Origin of the sequence: Massilia glaciei (genome assembly GCF_003011895.2) — a bacterium.
Lineage (GTDB): Bacteria > Pseudomonadota > Gammaproteobacteria > Burkholderiales > Burkholderiaceae_D > Telluria_A > Telluria_A glaciei.
The window spans coordinates 14,912-31,743 of record NZ_PXWF02000245.1 but is presented as its reverse complement, the minus strand read 5'-3'; the positions used below and the strand labels follow the sequence as shown (position 1 = coordinate 31,743).

Genomic DNA, 16,832 nt, shown 5'->3' with positions numbered 1-16,832 from the left:
ATACTGCGGGCTACATTGTCACTTTAAATTTTTTTTTGGCAAAGTTAATCAAGGCTTCATGCAGCGCTTCCTTGATTTTCCGTTTGTCCCCGAGCGGCACGCCGAAGCGTTCGGCCAGCAGCACGTAGTCGTCGTCGCTCAGGGTCACCGTCAGGCGCGGGCGCACCGGCTTGCTGGTGACGGGCAGGCCGAGGATCTTGCGGATCTGGTCCGACGGCGACAGCCGGTTTTGCAGGGCGGCGTAGCGGACCGCGTCGATGACCTGGGTCTCGACGTCGAACGCCACCTGCACGGCGCGCAGGGCGGCGTCCGATCCGGACCAGCGCGGCGAGCTGGGCACCACCGGCTTGCGGTCCGTCAACTTTGGCCCGGGTCGTTGGGCAGGCCGGGCGCCTGCAGGCGCGCCTGCAGCCTTGCCATGACCTGCGCCTTGCGGTCGGCCTCGGCGCCGATGCCGGCCGCCTTGAGCTTGTTCTCGAGCGTCTTGTTGCCGAACTCGCCGTCGAGCACCTCGGCCGCCTGCATGCGGTCGGCCATGTCCTGGTGGCGCTGCTTGATGCGCTCGAGCGACTCCTTGGCGCTCATGAGCTTGGAGCCGTTCGCGCCCATGCTCTGCGAAATCGTGGCCGTGGCCTTGTAGACGCTTTCGGTGGTCTTGGCCATGGCCAGTTGGCGCTCGTGCTCGCGCAGGGTGGCCTCGGCGTTGCGGATCATGTCTTTGAGGCGCGCGATGTGGGCCGCGAACTCGTCGCGCGCGGCGCCCTGCTCGCCGAGCGCGAGCTCGATGTCGGCGACCTTGCCGGCGACCTCCTCGGCCAGCGCGTCCTCCTTCTTTTGCAGCGCCATCAGCGCCATGTCCTCGAAGCGGCGCATCTCGCCGCGCAGGCGCCCGATCTCGCGCTCGGCCTGCATCTGCTTGGCCATCACCGCCGTCAGGTCCTGCTTGGCGGTGGCCACGTGGGCCTTGGCCTCGACCAGCTCCTGCTCGTAGATGCCGGTGGCGTTGTTGTCGATGATGCTCTGGCCGATCGAGCGCACGTCACCGCGCAACATCGTGAGGATTTTGGAAAAGACAGCCATGCGGATCTCCTTAATTGAGAAACTCGGTGAAAACATTGAGGGCTTCGAGGGCGTTGTCGGCCACCATTGCCACGTCGCTAGCGATGCTGTCCGCCGAGGCATCATGGGCCAGCGAGCCATAGATGACGTAGTGCCGGCCGATCCGTCCGAAATTGGACAGCGGTATCGAAATATTTAAATCCATCATCGCCTCGAGCATCTCGGCGCGGCGCTCGGGGCGGATCTCGTCCTCGGTCCACAGGTAGCAGATGCACAGGATCTGGACCGGCGAGGCGGTCACGAACACGGGCAGCTCCTCCTGGCCCTCGATGCTGATGCGCATCACGGGCACGCTGTCGGCTTCCGCCGGCGGCAACAGGTTGCCGCTGACGCCTACCGAGCCGAGGCGCAGCGAAAGCGCCATTTCAATTGCCAACAACTGACTTAAAGACTGTTCCATTGTGCGATTCCTGGTTGTGCGCCGCTGAGCGTGCGACATATTATGTCAGCAAGTATCGAGGCCGTGACATAAAATGTCAAGCCCCCAAATGCGGTTTTCGGTGCCTTCGATACGGTGGCCGATGCGGTGGCCGATGCGGTGTTTCAGGCGGGGCTGTGGCGCGCGCCCATCCGTGCCGCCCAGCGCTTGAACGGGCGCGGCAGTCGCCGGGGGGCGGGGGCGCTCGATTGATGCGCGGGCAACTCCTTCGGTGTTGGACGTAGGATTACCATGCCATAAGATTGGCAAAATGTCAGCTAAAAGCGGGGAAATATGTGCCCGGGGGGGCAGGACGCGCCGGAACGCCAGCGCGGTTGGAGGGCTTATTCGTTGGGACGGACGAGGACGGGGAAGCCGAAGGTGGGCCCGGAGGAACGGACGATGTCGCGCCATGACGCCACCCCGGGCGCGGTGAGCGGCCCGTAGTCCTGCGGCGGACGGCGCGCCTCGGTGGTGAGCACGCGAATGGCGACGCTGACCGGCACGCCGACGGTCTGAAAGTATTTTGCTGCCTCGACTGTCGACGAAATGCTCTGTATGTACAGTCCACGCTCGACCTTAGCTGCCGTCAGCCGATCCGTTCGTTCTTTATGCATCTTTCCTCCATCGCGACAATATACAGGCGCGGCGCAATCTGCACAATTGCTAGGGGGTTGCAAAGTTGCTATCTGCCCATCATTTCCCCATTAAATGCCCACGGGCACTGACGCTTTTTAGATACATCCATTAGATTTTCGGCAACAGACCGTCCGGCCGCGGCCGCCGCGGAGACCACCGGGCTTGAGCCATCTCAAGCGCGTCGGCGAACCCAAAGACGAAGCCGGGCCGCCGCCATCCTACTAGGAGCCTGTCGGACTTAGGGAGTCGAAGCGAAAAAAGTGCCGGGCGAGGACAGATTTTGACGATTTCGCAGTGCCAATAGCGAGCTATTGGCCGAGAAAGCGGCGAAATATGGACCGTCCGACACTTTTTGCAGCCGACGATCCTAAGTCCGGCAGACTCCTAAACCGCGACCCGCTGACCGGACCCGCCATGCTCAGGACCAAACCAGTGCCGATAGCCGAGGATCCCCAGGCCAGCCCGCGCGCCGTCATCGGTCTGGGCGCGGCGATCGCCCTCATCATCGGCGTGGTCGTCGGCGCCGGCATCTTCAAGGCGCCGGCCATGGTGGCGGGCATGACCGGCTCGGCCCCGCTCATGTTCGCGGCCTGGGCGCTCGGCGGCCTGATGTCCCTGGTCGGCGCGCTCTGCTACGCCGAACTCGGCACAGCCTACGCCAGCGCCGGCGGCGACTACCACTTCCTGCACCGCGCCTACGGGCGCTCGGTGTCGTTCCTGTTCGCCTGGGCCAGGTTTTCGGTCATTGCCACCGGCTCGATCGCCCTGCTCGGCTTCGTCTTCGGCGACTACGCCAACCAGTTGCTGCCGCTCGGCGCGAGCGGGCCGGCCTACTACGCGGCGGCGGCCATCGTCGTGCTGTCGTGGCTCAACATCCGCAGCGTGCGCGCCGGCACCACCGCCCAGGCCTGGCTGACCGGCATCGAGGTCGGCGGCCTGCTGCTGATCGTGTTCGCCGCGCTCGCGCTGGTCGGCGACGGCGCCGCCGCGCCGCCGGCGGTGGCGGCGGGCGCGCCGCCGGCCTCGTTCGGACTGGCCATGGTGTTCGTGCTGCTCACCTATGGCGGCTGGAACGAGGCGGCCTACCTCGGCGCCGAGCTCAAGGACGCGCGGCGCAACATGGTGCGCGCGCTGGTCGTGTCGCTGCTGGCGATCACCGCGCTGTACCTGCTGGTCACCTGGGCCTACTGGAAGGGCCTGGGCCTGGCCGGCATGCGCCGCTCCGACGCCATCGCCGCCGACCTTCTGCGGGTCGCGTTCGGCCCGGCCGGCGCGGCCATCATCTCGGCCATCGTCGCGACCGCCTCGGTCACCTCGATCAACGCCACCATCATCGTGGGCGCGCGCTCGAGCTACGCGGCCGGGCGCGACTGGCCGGCGCTGTCGCTGCTGGGCAAGTGGGACGAGCGGCGCGGCACGCCCGTCAACGCGCTGCGGATCCAATGCGCGGCCGCGCTGGTGCTGGTGCTGGCCGGCGCCTGGACCGGCAGCGGCTTCAAGTCGATGGTCGAATTCACCGCCCCCGTGTTCTGGCTGTTCTTCCTGTTGTCTGGGGTGTCGCTGTTCGTGCTGCGCGCGCGCGAGCCGGACACCCCGCGCCCGTTCAAGGTACCCCTGTTCCCGCTGCTGCCGCTGCTCTTTTGCGCCATGTGCGCCTACATGCTGTGGGCCAGCCTGTCGTACGTCCACAACCAGTCGCTGGGCGGCTGGAACGCGGCCTGGATCGGCGTCGCCGTCCTGCTTGTCGGCTGCGTCTTGCTGCTGTTCATGCGCCGCGGACGGCCCGCGTGAGCGGCCCCCCTCAACCATTTCCCACCGACTGTTCCGCAAAGGAGACTGCCATGTCCACGCCCCGCCGTAACCAGCGCATCGCCAACCTGTCCGGATGCACGTTCACCAACGCCCTGCTCGCGCTGCTGATGCTGCTCGCGGGCGCGCTGGCGAGCGCGCAGACGCCGGACCTCGACGTGCCGTTCGTGCCCACGCCGCAGGTGGTGGTCGACCGCATGCTCGAGATCGCAAAGGTCGGCAAGGACGACGTCGTCTACGACCTCGGCAGCGGCGACGGCCGCATCGTCATCACGGCGGCCGCCAAGCACGGCGCACAAGGGGTGGGCATCGACATCGACCCCGAACGCATCAAGGATGCGCGCAAAAACGCGATCAACGCCGGGGTCGGCAGGCAGGTCAAGTTCATCGCGGGCGACTTGTTCAAGGCCGACCTGTCCGACGCCTCGGTCGTCACGCTGTACCTGCTGGGCAGCGTCAACCGCGACCTGCGCCCGCAGCTGTGGCGCCAGCTCAAGGTCGGCACCCGGGTCGTGTCGCACGCCTTCGACATGGGGCCGGATTGGCCGGCCGAGAAAACCGAAGCGGTCGACGGCCGCAATATTTATTATTGGACCATCACCGAGGCGAACAAGCGCGCCGCGCGGGCGTCGGAGACGGCCGCGCGCGCCGGGCCGTAGGCGCCCGTCGGCCCCGCATCGCCGGCCGCGCCGGGCCGCGAAACGTGCATGACTCAGTCGAGCACGGACCCGACGCACTTGAGCTCGCGTCTTTCATTCTCATCGATCGCGTTCGAGAGCGGTTTGCGCCAAACGTCCTCGTCGGAACCAAAACGGCAGCGCGCGGCATCGCCTGCCCTGCGCTTGTATTGCTTGCGCATCTCCTTGACAAGCGCGTCGGCGCTCTTGCCGCGCCTGAGCGCGCGTTCGGCCTCGACCAGCAACAAGGCCGCGCGCATATCGAGTTGCACCGCCTTGGCGCGGCGCGCCGCCATGAAAAATTCGACCAGCCCGTTGCCGCTCGATGAAATCGATTCGAACTTCAGGATCACGGACGCATGCGCCTTTACCGCGCGCCAGTCGCCACGCATCCTCGCGGCGACCGCGGTGAGCAGATAGGCGTCGCGTTGGAGCTGGTACTGCTCTGCGGAATCCTCATGCCGCACGAGGAAGCGTTTGACGAGCTCGCTCGCGTCTTCAGGGCGCCGTTGGGTGAGCAGGAACCAGGCATGATCGAACGTCAACGAATGTCTTGCGTAGGCGGGCGCCGCCGGAAGCCGCGCGAAATCGGCCTGTGCCGCGAGCAATTGTTGTTCTGCCGCCCCCGGCTGTCCGGCCTGGTCGAGGGCGCGCGCCAACGTTTCCCTCGCGGCGGGCAACGCGTGTGCCGCCACCTGCCAATGGGTGGCGAGCAGGTCGACGATTTCCGTCATGAGCGGCAGCGGATCGCCCTTGGGATTCAAAGCCAGGCGCCGCTCGAGGATGCTCACCAACAGCATTGCGTCGGCGCTGTCCGGCTTTAGCGCCATGCGCTCGCGCAGGGTCGCATCGGCCTCGGCGATCAGCACGGGCGCCCGCGCGAGGTCTTGTTCATCTTCGCTGGCGGACAACGCGAAGCCCAGTTTCGCCGATGCGTCAGCGCGCTCGCGTGACGGTTGCGGGAGTTCCGATGTTTCTTCATAGAACATCCTGGCCAGGCGCAGGGCGTCGCCGACGTCCCCGAACTCGTTGGCGTCGTCGATGAGCCGGGACAGGAAATCGCGCCGTTGCGCCGGGTCCGATGCGGCAGACAACTGGCTGGCGCGCTGCACGCGATCGTAAGCGAAGGGATTTTCGGCCGCGCCGTCCGATCCAGGCGTTTCGTAGGCCAATTGACGCGCCTCGCGCTGCACGCCCTGCAAACCAAACGCGGCGAGCCGTTGCGGGTCCTTGAAAGCGAGCGCGCCCAGCGCCAGCAGTGGCGCGGCGATGCACGCGATATAGATGAACAGCCCCAGCGCCGTCTCCTTCGCGGTGGGCAATCGCCCCAGGAAGCGCGGCAACAGCGCATGTCCGACAGTGACCTTGGCGTTGAAGCTCCACTTGCGATAGGACGCATGCGCGAGCAGGTCGTGCAGCCGCAACGCCGCGCGCGCAAAGTCTTCCGAGGGAAGCGGCACGGCCAGGCGCTGCCGGGACATGGCGCGCGACACTTTGGCGAGCCGGTATTGATGCGCAATGGTGAAGAGGTACAGCAGGCCCAGTGCCCGCAATACATTGTCACCACTCGCGACACCGGCCCAGACGAGCAAGGCGCCACTGGCGAGCGCGAGCCCAAAGCGCAACCACGGCAGGCGTCCCATGACGAATAAGTCGACCACCCGCCCGCCATCGAGCGGCATCACCGGCAGCAGGTTAAGCAGGTTGATGATGAACGCCGCCGCGGCCGCAGTGCCCAGTATCGGATACCACCAGGCGCCGGGATCGACCGCGCCAAACACGACCCACGCGAAGACGCACACGGACAACAGCATGCCCGGCAGCGGTCCCGCCAAATACACGGCAAGATGGGTCAAGGGGTTGGCGTCATGTTTTTCGCCGCTGGTGGCGGCCCCCATGCCGGGAACGAAGAACACCTGGACGTCGCGGAAGCGGGCCAGGCGCATCGCCAGCCAATGCCCCGCTTCGTGCAAGGCAACGACGGCGGCGATGACCAATGCCGCCTTCGCTCCCCACCACCACGATCCGAGCGCGATGAAACCGCCGGCCGACACCACCAAGGCCGACCAGCGGAACCAGCGCGGCGCCCGCATGCCGTTCAAGGTGCACAAGGAGCGCACAAAGGCGATGCGCTCGGCCGCTTGCACGACTTCGGGCGCCGCCTCCCTGGGACGCTGGTCGCCTTGAATCTCCATGCGCAGGCGCCGCGCAGTGCCGATGCGCATGCGCCACGCCATCTTGGCCGCCGCCACCAAACGCATGTTGTACACAGGGTCGCCTTGGCGTTCGCCGTTGCGATACACGGTCCCTTGCCGCGCCATTGCCGGGAGCAGCGAGCGCGCCATTTCCATCGACAGCGCAGAGGCGTCCGCCGGGTCGGTGCGCGCTCCGGTGATGCGTTCACGGCGCGCCAGATGGGCCGCTAGTTGCAAGGCGAAATTCGGCGCGTAAGCGTCGACCACCGTGATGTTTGCCGGATACGGGATCACGCCGTGCGCGATGCCGTTCACGGTCAACAGGCCGCTGCCATCGGCATAGCTGTTCCACAAATGGACTTCGAACGGCCAGCGCGGCGAAGGCATGCTCGCCGCCGCAACTTCCGCATGCACGTCGTGCTCGGCGTTGTAATAGGCATCGACATAGGAGGGGAACGTCGACACGGAGGCGACGAAGGGGCGCACCTTGCGCGTGGACACATAGCGGAAGCCTTGCAGTTCAACGACTTCACGCGCGGCATCGAGCACGCCGCGGGCCAGTCCCGCCTCGTCGCGCCCGGCGGCGTGGATCGTCGGCTCCCAGAACTGCACCTTCACCAACCTGGCTGAAATGACGATCAATTGAATCAGCTGGATGAATACAAAAACACCGAGCACCGTGGCCGCGAGACCGAGCATCACATCCATTGACGTTCCCAGAAAAACCGTTATCACATTATTAAAATAAAATACCCCGTATTCTGGAACAAAAAAGCGCCGCGTGTGCGGGCTTTTTCATGATTCGTTCGCCCGGAATCGCATCGCCTCCAATTCGTACGGGCAAGCGACGTTTGGCGTGCTGTGTCGGCGGATCAGGATCGCATTGGGAGCGGAGGCGAACCCTTGGGCGGACTCTGGCCGCGGATCGGCTGGGCCGTATGCGCTTGCGCATTGCTTGCCTCCCATGTATCGTTTAACGGACTATAGTGACAGCAGGGATAACAGTCGAACTTCAACGCGCCGAAGAGGAAGTCATGTGCTACAAGGATGATCAACCCAGCTCTCCAACGGCCAAAGGGGATGAATTGGTTTGGTCGCGCCAATTCGAATCCGAACTTGTAACCCGTTGCTCCGACGCGGCCAGAAAAGGGAGCAATGCTGCAAGCCGGGACGATGCCGACATATACCGTCTCACCGCCCAACTGTTAAAGACCCGCTATCCTGAACAGGCATGCAAGCTGAACAACGCTGCGGTGGCGTATTTTGTGGCAACCGGCGACAAGCCGCGCTCCTTTCCGCAAGTTGTCAAAGAAGGGCTTGTGAGGGACGTGCCACGATTTCGCCACCTCATGGAGAACGCGCTTGCTGGAGTGAAGTCATGGTAAAGCCGATCGAATTTGCCACCGAGACTGGTCTGGCACGGGGACTCCAGCAGCTCATCGTCGATCTGCAGGAACGCACCAAGCTGCGCGTGCCGATACGCATGTACATCGCCGGTGGAATGGCGGTTCATCTTTATACAGGGGGGCGGGTGACGACAGATGTGGATGCTGAATTCTCAAAAAAAATAATTCTGCCATTGGATCTCCTGGTCGAGACCAGCGATGGAAATATGCTTTACCTGGACACGAACTACAACAGTTCGTTTGCACTATTGCACGAAGACTACCTCGTGGACGCGCTTAAGGTGCCATTGGGAACAGACCTCATCGAAGTTTTTGTCCTCAATCCAGTTGACCTTATCGTGAGCAAGATCGCCCGCTTTGGCGGACCCGATGCTTCGGACATTGCCGCCATGATCCGGACGTTCGGGATCACCGCGAACGCCATAGAGGATAGGGCCGAGCACGCCCTGCGAGGCTACGTGGGCAATGCGGACTATCTTCGGATGAACCTGCGCGACGTCCTGAAGTTGGCCAGTTCGGCTGACAGATGACGTGCACAAGCATAGCGACCTGAGCCGTTAGATTCGCGAGGCCCCCGGTGCAGCGACATGCTGTGCATGCAGTCTACGCGGCGAAAAAGAGCGCACGCCACCGACAAAAACAGGCTCCCCCCGAAATGGATTAAGAATCTCCGCGCCGCCGGCTTTTCCTTGCTGTGGCCAAGCGGCGCAGGCCGCCTGGCCACCAATTTATTTGGCTTTCGGTGGATTGTTTCCACGACCGCCACCGGACGGCTGGCCGGGGTTCTTGCTTGGTGCGTTTGGTGGGACTGGGTGTGCCATTACAACCTCCAAAAACCCGGCAACTTGCCGGTGCGGTGCGCGAAGATCCTTCCAGAGGAGAGCGGAATGTGCTCCAGAACTGGATGGCTTCGCCTTACGCGAACTTCGAAAAATCGGGCTTGCGCTTTTCAAAGAACGCCGTGAACGCCTCCTTGGCCTCGCCTTCGAGCAGCATCGCGCCAAAGCGCTCGTTTTCGACATCGATGGTGGCGGCGATCGCCTCGTTGCGCCCGCGCTTCATGAGCGCCTTGGTGGTGCGGATCGACGCCGCCGGCAGGGCCACCAGCTTGGCGGCCTGGCGCGCGGCGTACGGCACCAGCTCGTCCAACGGCAGCACCTTCGACACCAGCCCCATCTGCAGCGCCTCCTGCGCCAGGAACGGCTCGCCTAGCAGCAGCTTTTCGGCCGCGCGCGGGTAGCCGGCGATCATCGGGAACAGCATGCTCGAGCCAAACTCCGGGCACAGGCCCAGTTGCGCGAACGGCAGCGCGAACTTGGCGTTGTCGGCCGCGTAGACGAGGTCGCAGTGCATCAGCAGCGTGGTGCCGATGCCGACCGCCGCGCCCGACACGGCGGCGACCACAGGCTTAGTGGTGCCGGCGAGCGCGCGCATGAACTGGTACACCGATCGCTCGGCGGCGGGCGCGCCCTCGACCGGCCCGGAATTTTTGAGGAAGTCCTCGAGGTCGTTGCCGGCCGTGAAAATCTCCGGCTTGCCGATGAACAGCACCGCGCGCACGGCCGCGTCGTTCTCGCCGTCGATGAGCGCGTCGGCCATGGCCTGGTACATCACCGCGGTGATCGCGTTCTTGCGCTCCGGGCGGTTGAATTCGATCGTCAGGATGCCGTTGGCCTTGCTGCACAAAATATCCATGTGTTCTCCAAAAATGATGAAGGGCGCTAAGGAAAACCCCTAGCGCCCTTTGATGTGGCTGATATTCTAAACCAAACTTATACGCGCTCGAAAATGCCCGCCGCGCCCATGCCGGCGCCGACGCACATCGTCACCATGCCGTACTTGAGGTTGTTGCGGCGCAGCGCGTGGATCACGGTCGCGGCGCGGATGGCGCCGGTCGCGCCAAGCGGATGGCCGAGCGCGATCGCGCCGCCCATCGGGTTGACCTTGGCGGTGTCGAGTCCAAGGTCGCCGATCACGGCCAAGGCCTGGGCCGCGAACGCCTCGTTCAATTCGATCCAGTCGAGCTGGTCCTGGGTGATGCCGGCCGCCGCGCACGCCGCCGGAATGGCGACCTTGGGGCCGATACCCATGATTTCGGGCGGCACGCCGCGCACCGCGAACGAGGAGAACTTGGCCAGCGGGGTCAGGTTGTGCTCGCGCAGGATTTTTTCGGAGACCAGGATCAGCGCGCCGGCGCCGTCCGACATCTGCGAGCTGTTGGCGGCCGTGACCGAGCCCTTGGCCGCGAACACCGGCTTGAGCCTGGCCAGCGACTCCATCGACGAATCGGCGCGCGCGCCCTCGTCGGTGTCGACGGTGCGGGTCTTGACGTCGATTTCGCCGGTCGCCAGGTTCGGCGTGCGGGTGATGATCTCGACCGGGGTGGTCTCGTCCTTGAAGAAGCCGGCCTGCTGCGCGGCGATCGCGCGGCGGTGCGACTCGACCGAGAACGCGTCTTGCTGCTCGCGCGTCACCTTCCATTGCTTGGCCACGTTTTCGGCCGTCAGGCCCATGCCGTAGGCCATGCCGACGTTCTCGTCGGTGAACATGTTCATGTTCATCGATGGGTGGTGGCCCATCATCGGGACCATCGACATCGACTCGACGCCGCCGGCGATCATGACATCGGCTTCGCCGACGCGGATGCGGTCGGCCGCCATGGCGATCGCGGTGATGCCGGACGCGCAATAGCGGTTGATGGTCACGCCGCCGACGGTCTTGGGCATGCCGGCCAGCAGCACGGCGTTACGGGCGACGTTGAAGCCTTGCTCGGCTTCCGGGAACGAGCAGCCGATGATGGCGTCGATGATCAGCGCCGGATCGAGGCCGGGCACCTGCGCCATCGCGTTCTGGAGCACGCGCACCAGCAGGTCGTCCGGACGGGTGGTCTTGAACATGCCGCGCGGCGCCTTGCCGATCGGGGTGCGGGTTGCGGAGACGATGTATGCGTCTTGAAGTTGTTTGCTCATTTTGTTCTCTCAAAAAATCGATCGAGTTCTGTGGTTCGAGGATTAACGTATTCGGGAATGACCTGTGCCGGCCGCGCTTGGGAGTCGGCTCCTTAGCGCTTCTCGGACAAATACCAGTCGACCTGCACCTTTGCCGCCAGCGTTCCCTCGGCGTCGAACACGTCGACCTCCACCGGAAACGCCACCTTGCCGTCGGCCTTGAGCGCCGCCTTCAGCGCCGCGATGTCGCCCGGCACGCGGCCTTCGGCGCGGGTGGCGCCCTTGGCCACCTTCTGGTACTGGATGCGCGACTCCTTGGCCACCGGCCGCAGACCCATGATCAGGTCCGCGAAGCCGCCCGCCATGGCCGCGCCGGAGGCCGTTTCGGCCAGCGTGAACAGGGCGCCGGCGTGCTGCGTGCCGAGGTGGTTGTTGAGCTTCGGGTCGGCCGGCATCGACACCTTCGAGGTGCCGGCGCCGATCTCGTCGATCCTGATTCCCAGCAGCTGCACGAACGGCAGGGTGTCCATCATTTGCTGCTTGATCCGGTCATACATGATGCTGGGCCTCACTCGCAGTAGCAGCTTGATTGCATGGGTCAGGATCGACATGGGTCGATCAGTTGCGAACCGGTTTGCCGGTTTGCATCATGCCCATGATACGTTCCTGGGTTTTCGGATGGTTCAGCAACTCAAGGAAAGCCTTGCGCTCCATGTCGAGGAACCACTGCTCGTTGACCACGCTGCCCTGGTCCACATTGCCGCCCGATACGATCTCGGCGATCATCTGGCCGAGCTTGAAGTCGTGCGCGGAGATGAAGCCGCCGTCGCGCATGTTCACCAGTTGCGCGGTGATCGTGCCCAGGCCATAGCGGCCGGTGACGGTGATCGGTTTTTTGAGCGGCGGGCGGTAGCCGGCGTCGAACATCGCGCGCGCTTCGACCTTGGCCACGTGCAGCAGCTCGTACGGGTTGAACACGATGACGTCGTCTTCCTTTAGGTAGCCCATCGCCTTCGCCTCGAGCGCCGATTTGGACACGTTGGCCGTGGCGGCGTTGGTGAAGTAGGTCTTGAGGAACTGGAAAATGTCGTTGCCCTTGGCGTCGTTGACGGCGCGGATGGCCGCCTCCTTCAAACCGCCGCCGGCGGGAATGAGGCCGACGCCCACTTCGACCAGGCCGATGTAGGACTCGATGGATGCGACGCGCTTGGACGCGTGCAGCGCCATTTCGCAGCCGCCGCCGAGGGCCAGTCCGGCCACCGCGGCCACCACTGGAACGCTCGAGTATTTCATCGCCATGAAGGTGTCTTGCAGCAGCGCGATGCCCGGCTCCATCGCCTTGGCGCCGCCCTGCATGAACAGCGGCAGGGCCGACTGCAGGTCGGCGCCGGCCGAGAACGCGCCGCCTTCGGCCGCGTCCGCGTTCCAGATCACCAGGCCCTTGAAGTTCTTCTCGGCTTCGGCTTGCGCCATTTTGAGGCCGTTGATCACGCCTTCGCCGATCACGTGCATCTTGGTCTTGAGCGAGATGATCAACACCTCGTCGTCCTGGTGCCAGATGCGCACCGATTCGTCTTCGAAGAAGGTGGTGCCGGCGGTCTTGCCGTCGATGGCGCCGGCGCCGAGCACCGGTGCGCGGAACGGCTGGCGGTCGTACACGGCCAGCGTCGAACGCGGCACAAAGGTGCCGCTGGCGGCGGAGTACGAACCTTCAGGCGTGTGCACGCCGCCCTTGTCGGCGACCGGGCCCTCGAGCACCCAGGCCGGCAGCGGCGCGTCGCACAGCGCGTTGCCGGCGGCGATGTCCTCGTTGATCCAGGTGGCGATCTGCTGCCAGCCGGAAGCCTGCCATGTTTCGAACGGGCCGACGTTCCAGCCGAAGCCCCAGCGCATCGCAAAATCGATGTCGCGCGCGTTGTCGGCGATCGAACCGAGGTGCACGGCGATGTAGTGGAATGCGTCGCGGAAGATCGCCCACAAGAATTGCGCCTGCGGGTTGGTCGATTCGCGCAGCGCCTTCATCTTCTTGACCGGATCCTTTTCTTTCAGGATGCGGGCCACGATGTCGGCGGCCTTGCCGCCGCCGGCGACGTATTCGCCCGAGGCGAAGTCGAGGCGTTGGATGTCCTTGCCAACCTTTTTATAAAAGCCCGCGCCGGCCTTTTGGCCCAGCGCGCCCGCGGCCACCAGCTTGGCCAGCACTTCAGGGGTCTTGTAGACCGCGAAGAAGGGATCGTCCGCAAGGTTGTCTTGCATCGTTTTGATTACATGGCCCATCGTGTCCAGACCGACCACGTCGGCGGTGCGGAAGGTGCCCGACTTGGCGCGGCCAAGCTTGGCGCCGGTCAGGTCGTCGACCACGTCCACGGTCAGGCCGAATTTTTCGGCTTCGTGGATGATCGCCAGCATGCCGAAGATGCCGACGCGGTTGGCGATGAAGTTGGGGGTGTCCTTGGCGCGCACGACGCCCTTGCCCAGGGTCGTCGTCAAAAAGCCTTCGAGCTGGTCGACGATTTCCGGCTTGGTCGACGCGGTCGGGATGATCTCGACCAGGTGCATGTAGCGCGGCGGGTTGAAGAAGTGCACGCCGCAAAAGCGCGCCTTGAGTTCGTCGTCGAAGCCGTCGGCCAGCTTGGTGATCGACAGGCCCGAGGTGTTCGAGGCGAAGATCGCGTTTGGCGCGATGTGCGGGGCGACCTTTTTGTACAGGTCGTGCTTCCAGTCCATGCGCTCGGCGATCGCCTCGATGATCAGGTCGCAGCCGGCCAGCAGCTCGAGGTTGTCGTCGTAGTTGGCCACTTCGATCAGGGCCGCGTCATCCTTGTTGCCGAGCGGCGCCGGGCTGAGCTTTTTCAGGTTCTCGATGGCGCGCAGGACGATGCCGTTCTTTGGCCCATCCTTTGCGGGCAGGTCGAACAGCACGACCGGCACCTTGGCGTTGATGCAATGGGCGGCGATCTGCGCGCCCATCACGCCGGCGCCGAGGACGGCTACTTTTTTCACAATAAAATTGGTCATAATCTTCCCTCGGGTTTGCTAGTCAGCTGGGGTCAGAGTAATTTCGCGATAGGGCCGCGAAAAAACTCCGACCCACAGAAAAATTTAGAACAAATCGGCGTCGAGCGCCATCAGGTTGGCCGAACCGGAACGCGCCTGGCGAATCAGCATCGCGGTTTCAGGCTGCAGACGTGCGAAGTAAAAACGGGCCGTGGCCAGTTTCGCCTTGTAGAAGTTGTCGCCCGAGTCTTCCTTGGCCAGCGCGATCTTCGCCATCTGGGCGAAGAAGTAGCTGTAGATCAGGTGGCCGACCACGCGCAGGTAGGGCACGGCTGCGGCGCCGACTTCGTCGGGGTTCTGGAAACCCTTCATGCCGATTTCCATGGTCAGCTTGGTGACCTTGTCGCCCAAATCGCCCAGCGGCGTGATGAACTCGGACATCGCCTCGTCGGTGCCGTTGTCCTCGACAAACGCCTTGATCTTCTCGCCGAACTTGCGCAGCTTGGCGCCGTTGTCCATCAACACTTTGCGGCCCAGCAGGTCGAGCGACTGGATCGTGTTGGTGCCTTCGTAGATCAGGTTGATGCGGGCGTCGCGCACATACTGCTCCATGCCCCACTCGGCGATGTAGCCGTGGCCGCCGAACACCTGCATCGCCTCGGACGTGGCGATCCAGCCGTTGTCGGTGATGAAAGCCTTGATGACAGGGGTCAGCAGCGCGACCTCGTCGGCCGCCTCCTTGCGCACCGTCTCGTCGGGGTGGTTCAGTTCGCGGTCGATCTGCAGCGCCATGTAGGACGTGAAAGCGCGGCCGCCCTCGGCGTAGGCCTTGCAGGTGAGCAGCATGCGGCGCACGTCCGGGTGCACGATGATCGGGTCGGCCGGCTTGTCCGGGGCCTTCACGCCCGACAGGCTGCGCATCTGGATGCGGTCTTTCGCGTAGATCAGCGCGTTCTGGTAGGCCACTTCGGTCAGGCCGAGCGACTGCATGCCGACGCCGAGGCGGGCCGCGTTCATGAACACGAACATCGCGTTGAGGCCCTTGTTGGGCGCGCCGATGATCCAGCCCTTGGCGCCGTCGAGGTTCATCTGGCAGGTCGAGTTGCCGTGGATGCCCATTTTTTCTTCGATCGCGCCGCAGGTGATCGGGTTGCGCTCGCCGACGCCGCCGTCGGCGTTCGGCAGGAACTTCGGCACCAGGAACAGCGAGATGCCCTTCGAGCCTTCCGGCGCGTCCGGCACGCGGGCCAGCACCAGGTGCAGGATGTTCTCGGCCATGTCGTGCTCGCCGGCCGAGATGAAGATCTTGGAGCCGGTGATCGACCACGAGCCGTCGGCCTGCGGCAGCGCCTTCGAGCGCAGCATGCCGAGGTCGGTGCCGCAATGGGCTTCGGTCAGGCACATGGTGCCGGTCCACTCGCCCGAGACCAGCTTGGGCAGGAACATGGTTTTTTGTTCGTCGGTGCCGTGCTCGAGCAGGCACTCGTAGGCGCCGTGCGACAGGCCCGGGTACATCGACCAGGCTTGGTTGGACGAGTTGAGCATCTCGTAGAACGAGTTGTTGAGCACGATCGGCAGGCCCTGGCCGCCGTATTCGGTCGAGCACGCGAGCGCGGCCCAGCCGCCGTCGACGTATTTCTTGTACGCGTCCTTGAAGCCCTTGGGCGTGGTCACGCTGTTGCTGGCGGCGTCGAAATGGCAGCCTTCGCGGTCGCCGGAGTGGTTCAGCGGGAACAGCACCTCCTGGGTGAACTTGGCGCCTTCTTCGAGCACCTGGTTGATGATGTCGGCGTCGACGTCCTCAAACTTCGGTATCTGCTTCAGCTCTTCTGAAACATTCAGGAACTCGTGCAGAATGAACTGCATATCCCGGATTGGCGCGACGTATTGACCCATGATTTTCTCCTGACGACTAATGATTAAATGCTGCCACGGAATCTAGCCCGCACCAGTTTTTGCTGTTGGCCGCTTATTGCGGCTGTGGTTTTTGGTAAGGATTCTGGTAGTGCAGTACGAGGCGCTCGAAGCCCACGCGGGCCCGGTCGACGCTGCCCGGCCGGCGCAAAAAGCGCGCGTCGTGGTGCAGCGCCAAAATCAGGCCGTACATTTCGTACACCATCTGATGGGCGTCGGTGTCGGCCTTGAGGTCGCCCACTTCGATCGCCTGCTGCACGCAGCGCAACAGCGCGCCCTGCCAGGCGCGGACCATCGAAACGAGCTCTTCGCGGATCGGACCGGGGCGGTCGTCGTACTCGACGGCGCCGCTGATATAGATGCATCCAGAGGCGATCTCGACGCTGACGCGCTTGATCCAGCGCGCGTACATCGAGGTCAGGCGCGCGATCCCGCGCACCTCTTGTACGCTCGGAAAAAAAACTTCCTGTTCAAAGCGCTGGTGGTAGAGCTTGAGCACTTCCATCTGCAAATCTTCACGCGAACCGAAGTGCGCGAACACGCCCGATTTGCTCATGTTCATCTTATCCGCGAGCAAGCCGATGGTCAGGCCTTCGAGGCCCTGCCGGCTGGCGAGGTCGAGCGCCACATCGAGAATTGCCGCCCGTGTGAGTTCGCCCTTGCGCATGAATTTGACTGAAGTGTTGATAGCTTTACCCACGTTTGGTTGA

General features: G+C 64.1%; 15 protein-coding genes. 4 read left to right on the top strand and 11 right to left on the bottom strand.

Features of this window, described 5'->3' with window-relative positions; all coding sequences use genetic code 11:
• Window positions 1-10 precede the first annotated feature (10 nt).
• The 4 genes from C7C56_RS16335 to C7C56_RS16320 all read right to left on the bottom strand — a co-directional run bounded on the left by C7C56_RS16335 (window position 11) and on the right by C7C56_RS16320 (window position 2,154).
• Complete coding sequence (locus tag C7C56_RS16335; RefSeq protein ID WP_219933170.1) at window positions 11-361, bottom strand: hypothetical protein; 351 nt, start codon at window positions 359-361, stop codon at window positions 11-13.
• The gene (locus tag C7C56_RS16330) at window positions 358-1,080 is read right to left on the bottom strand and encodes a PspA/IM30 family protein (protein ID WP_106758435.1); all 723 of its coding nucleotides are present in this window, start codon (window positions 1,078-1,080) and stop codon (window positions 358-360) included. Before C7C56_RS16330 ends, C7C56_RS16335 begins: the two co-directional genes overlap by 4 nt.
• A 10-nt stretch (window positions 1,081-1,090) precedes the next feature.
• Window positions 1,091-1,519, bottom strand: coding sequence for a DUF2170 family protein (locus tag C7C56_RS16325; protein ID WP_181373200.1), 429 nt, complete (start codon window positions 1,517-1,519; stop codon window positions 1,091-1,093).
• Between the two features lie 362 nt (window positions 1,520-1,881).
• Window positions 1,882-2,154: a hypothetical protein gene (locus C7C56_RS16320; protein WP_106758433.1), complete on the bottom strand. Its 273-nt coding sequence runs from the start codon at window positions 2,152-2,154 to the stop codon at window positions 1,882-1,884.
• A gap of 436 nt (window positions 2,155-2,590) precedes the next feature.
• Between C7C56_RS16320 and C7C56_RS16315 the strand changes: the two genes are divergently transcribed.
• Both C7C56_RS16315 and C7C56_RS16310 read left to right on the top strand, forming a co-directional pair.
• Window positions 2,591-3,967 (top strand): APC family permease, encoded by a 1,377-nt coding sequence (locus C7C56_RS16315; protein WP_106758432.1) that lies wholly within the window; start codon window positions 2,591-2,593, stop codon window positions 3,965-3,967.
• Window positions 3,968-4,017: 50 nt separating this feature from the next.
• Complete coding sequence (locus C7C56_RS16310) at window positions 4,018-4,644, top strand: class I SAM-dependent methyltransferase (protein ID WP_106758431.1); 627 nt, start codon at window positions 4,018-4,020, stop codon at window positions 4,642-4,644.
• A gap of 53 nt (window positions 4,645-4,697) precedes the next feature.
• On the opposite strand, the gene C7C56_RS16305 is transcribed toward C7C56_RS16310, so the two are convergent.
• On the bottom strand, window positions 4,698-7,565 hold the full coding sequence (locus tag C7C56_RS16305; RefSeq protein ID WP_106758430.1) for a site-2 protease family protein: 2,868 nt from the start codon (window positions 7,563-7,565) through the stop codon (window positions 4,698-4,700).
• A 326-nt stretch (window positions 7,566-7,891) separates the two neighbouring features.
• Here C7C56_RS16305 and C7C56_RS28240 point away from each other — a divergent pair, with 326 nt between their 5' ends.
• Both C7C56_RS28240 and C7C56_RS16300 read left to right on the top strand, forming a co-directional pair.
• A complete protein-coding gene (locus C7C56_RS28240) occupies window positions 7,892-8,242 on the top strand; it encodes a hypothetical protein (RefSeq protein ID WP_146204515.1) in 351 nt (116 codons plus the stop codon).
• Complete coding sequence (locus C7C56_RS16300) at window positions 8,236-8,793, top strand: DUF6036 family nucleotidyltransferase (protein WP_106758429.1); 558 nt, start codon at window positions 8,236-8,238, stop codon at window positions 8,791-8,793. The genes C7C56_RS28240 and C7C56_RS16300 overlap by 7 nt, the downstream gene beginning before the upstream one ends.
• Window positions 8,794-9,178: 385 nt before the next feature.
• Here the strand turns inward: C7C56_RS16300 and C7C56_RS16295 are convergent, their stop codons facing one another.
• From C7C56_RS16295 to C7C56_RS16270, 6 genes are all read right to left on the bottom strand, one after another.
• A complete protein-coding gene (locus C7C56_RS16295) occupies window positions 9,179-9,958 on the bottom strand; it encodes an enoyl-CoA hydratase (protein WP_106758428.1) in 780 nt (259 codons plus the stop codon).
• Window positions 9,959-10,035: 77 nt separating this feature from the next.
• Complete coding sequence (locus C7C56_RS16290) at window positions 10,036-11,232, bottom strand: acetyl-CoA C-acyltransferase (protein ID WP_106758427.1); 1,197 nt, start codon at window positions 11,230-11,232, stop codon at window positions 10,036-10,038.
• A 92-nt stretch (window positions 11,233-11,324) separates the two neighbouring features.
• A complete protein-coding gene (locus tag C7C56_RS16285; protein WP_229458818.1) occupies window positions 11,325-11,768 on the bottom strand; it encodes a PaaI family thioesterase in 444 nt (147 codons plus the stop codon).
• A 61-nt stretch (window positions 11,769-11,829) separates the two neighbouring features.
• Window positions 11,830-14,229, bottom strand: coding sequence for a 3-hydroxyacyl-CoA dehydrogenase/enoyl-CoA hydratase family protein (locus C7C56_RS16280; RefSeq protein ID WP_106758426.1), 2,400 nt, complete (start codon window positions 14,227-14,229; stop codon window positions 11,830-11,832).
• 84 nt (window positions 14,230-14,313) lie between these two features.
• A complete protein-coding gene (locus tag C7C56_RS16275; protein ID WP_106758425.1) occupies window positions 14,314-16,104 on the bottom strand; it encodes an acyl-CoA dehydrogenase C-terminal domain-containing protein in 1,791 nt (596 codons plus the stop codon).
• Between the two features lie 73 nt (window positions 16,105-16,177).
• Window positions 16,178-16,789, bottom strand: coding sequence for a TetR/AcrR family transcriptional regulator (locus C7C56_RS16270; protein WP_106758424.1), 612 nt, complete (start codon window positions 16,787-16,789; stop codon window positions 16,178-16,180).
• Between the last annotated feature and the right edge of the window lie 43 nt (window positions 16,790-16,832).

Excerpts from the sequence above, each read along its gene's own strand:
- C7C56_RS28240 (WP_146204515.1), top strand. The coding sequence starts at position 7,892 with ATGTGCTACAAGGATGATCAACCCAGCTCTCCAACGGCCAAAGGGGAT.
- C7C56_RS16300 (WP_106758429.1), top strand. The coding sequence starts at position 8,236 with ATGGTAAAGCCGATCGAATTTGCCACCGAGACTGGTCTGGCACGGGGA.
- C7C56_RS16310 (WP_106758431.1), top strand. The coding sequence starts at position 4,018 with ATGTCCACGCCCCGCCGTAACCAGCGCATCGCCAACCTGTCCGGATGC.
- C7C56_RS16270 (WP_106758424.1), bottom strand. The coding sequence starts at position 16,789 with ATGCGCAAGGGCGAACTCACACGGGCGGCAATTCTCGATGTGGCGCTC.
- C7C56_RS16290 (WP_106758427.1), bottom strand. The coding sequence starts at position 11,232 with ATGAGCAAACAACTTCAAGACGCATACATCGTCTCCGCAACCCGCACC.
- C7C56_RS16325 (WP_181373200.1), bottom strand. The coding sequence starts at position 1,519 with ATGGAACAGTCTTTAAGTCAGTTGTTGGCAATTGAAATGGCGCTTTCG.
- C7C56_RS16285 (WP_229458818.1), bottom strand. The coding sequence starts at position 11,768 with ATGTATGACCGGATCAAGCAGCAAATGATGGACACCCTGCCGTTCGTG.
- C7C56_RS16295 (WP_106758428.1), bottom strand. The coding sequence starts at position 9,958 with ATGGATATTTTGTGCAGCAAGGCCAACGGCATCCTGACGATCGAATTC.
- C7C56_RS16280 (WP_106758426.1), bottom strand. The coding sequence starts at position 14,229 with ATGACCAATTTTATTGTGAAAAAAGTAGCCGTCCTCGGCGCCGGCGTG.
- C7C56_RS16305 (WP_106758430.1), bottom strand. The coding sequence starts at position 7,565 with ATGGATGTGATGCTCGGTCTCGCGGCCACGGTGCTCGGTGTTTTTGTA.
- C7C56_RS16315 (WP_106758432.1), top strand. The coding sequence starts at position 2,591 with ATGCTCAGGACCAAACCAGTGCCGATAGCCGAGGATCCCCAGGCCAGC.
- C7C56_RS16330 (WP_106758435.1), bottom strand. The coding sequence starts at position 1,080 with ATGGCTGTCTTTTCCAAAATCCTCACGATGTTGCGCGGTGACGTGCGC.
- C7C56_RS16320 (WP_106758433.1), bottom strand. The coding sequence starts at position 2,154 with ATGCATAAAGAACGAACGGATCGGCTGACGGCAGCTAAGGTCGAGCGT.
- C7C56_RS16275 (WP_106758425.1), bottom strand. The coding sequence starts at position 16,104 with ATGGGTCAATACGTCGCGCCAATCCGGGATATGCAGTTCATTCTGCAC.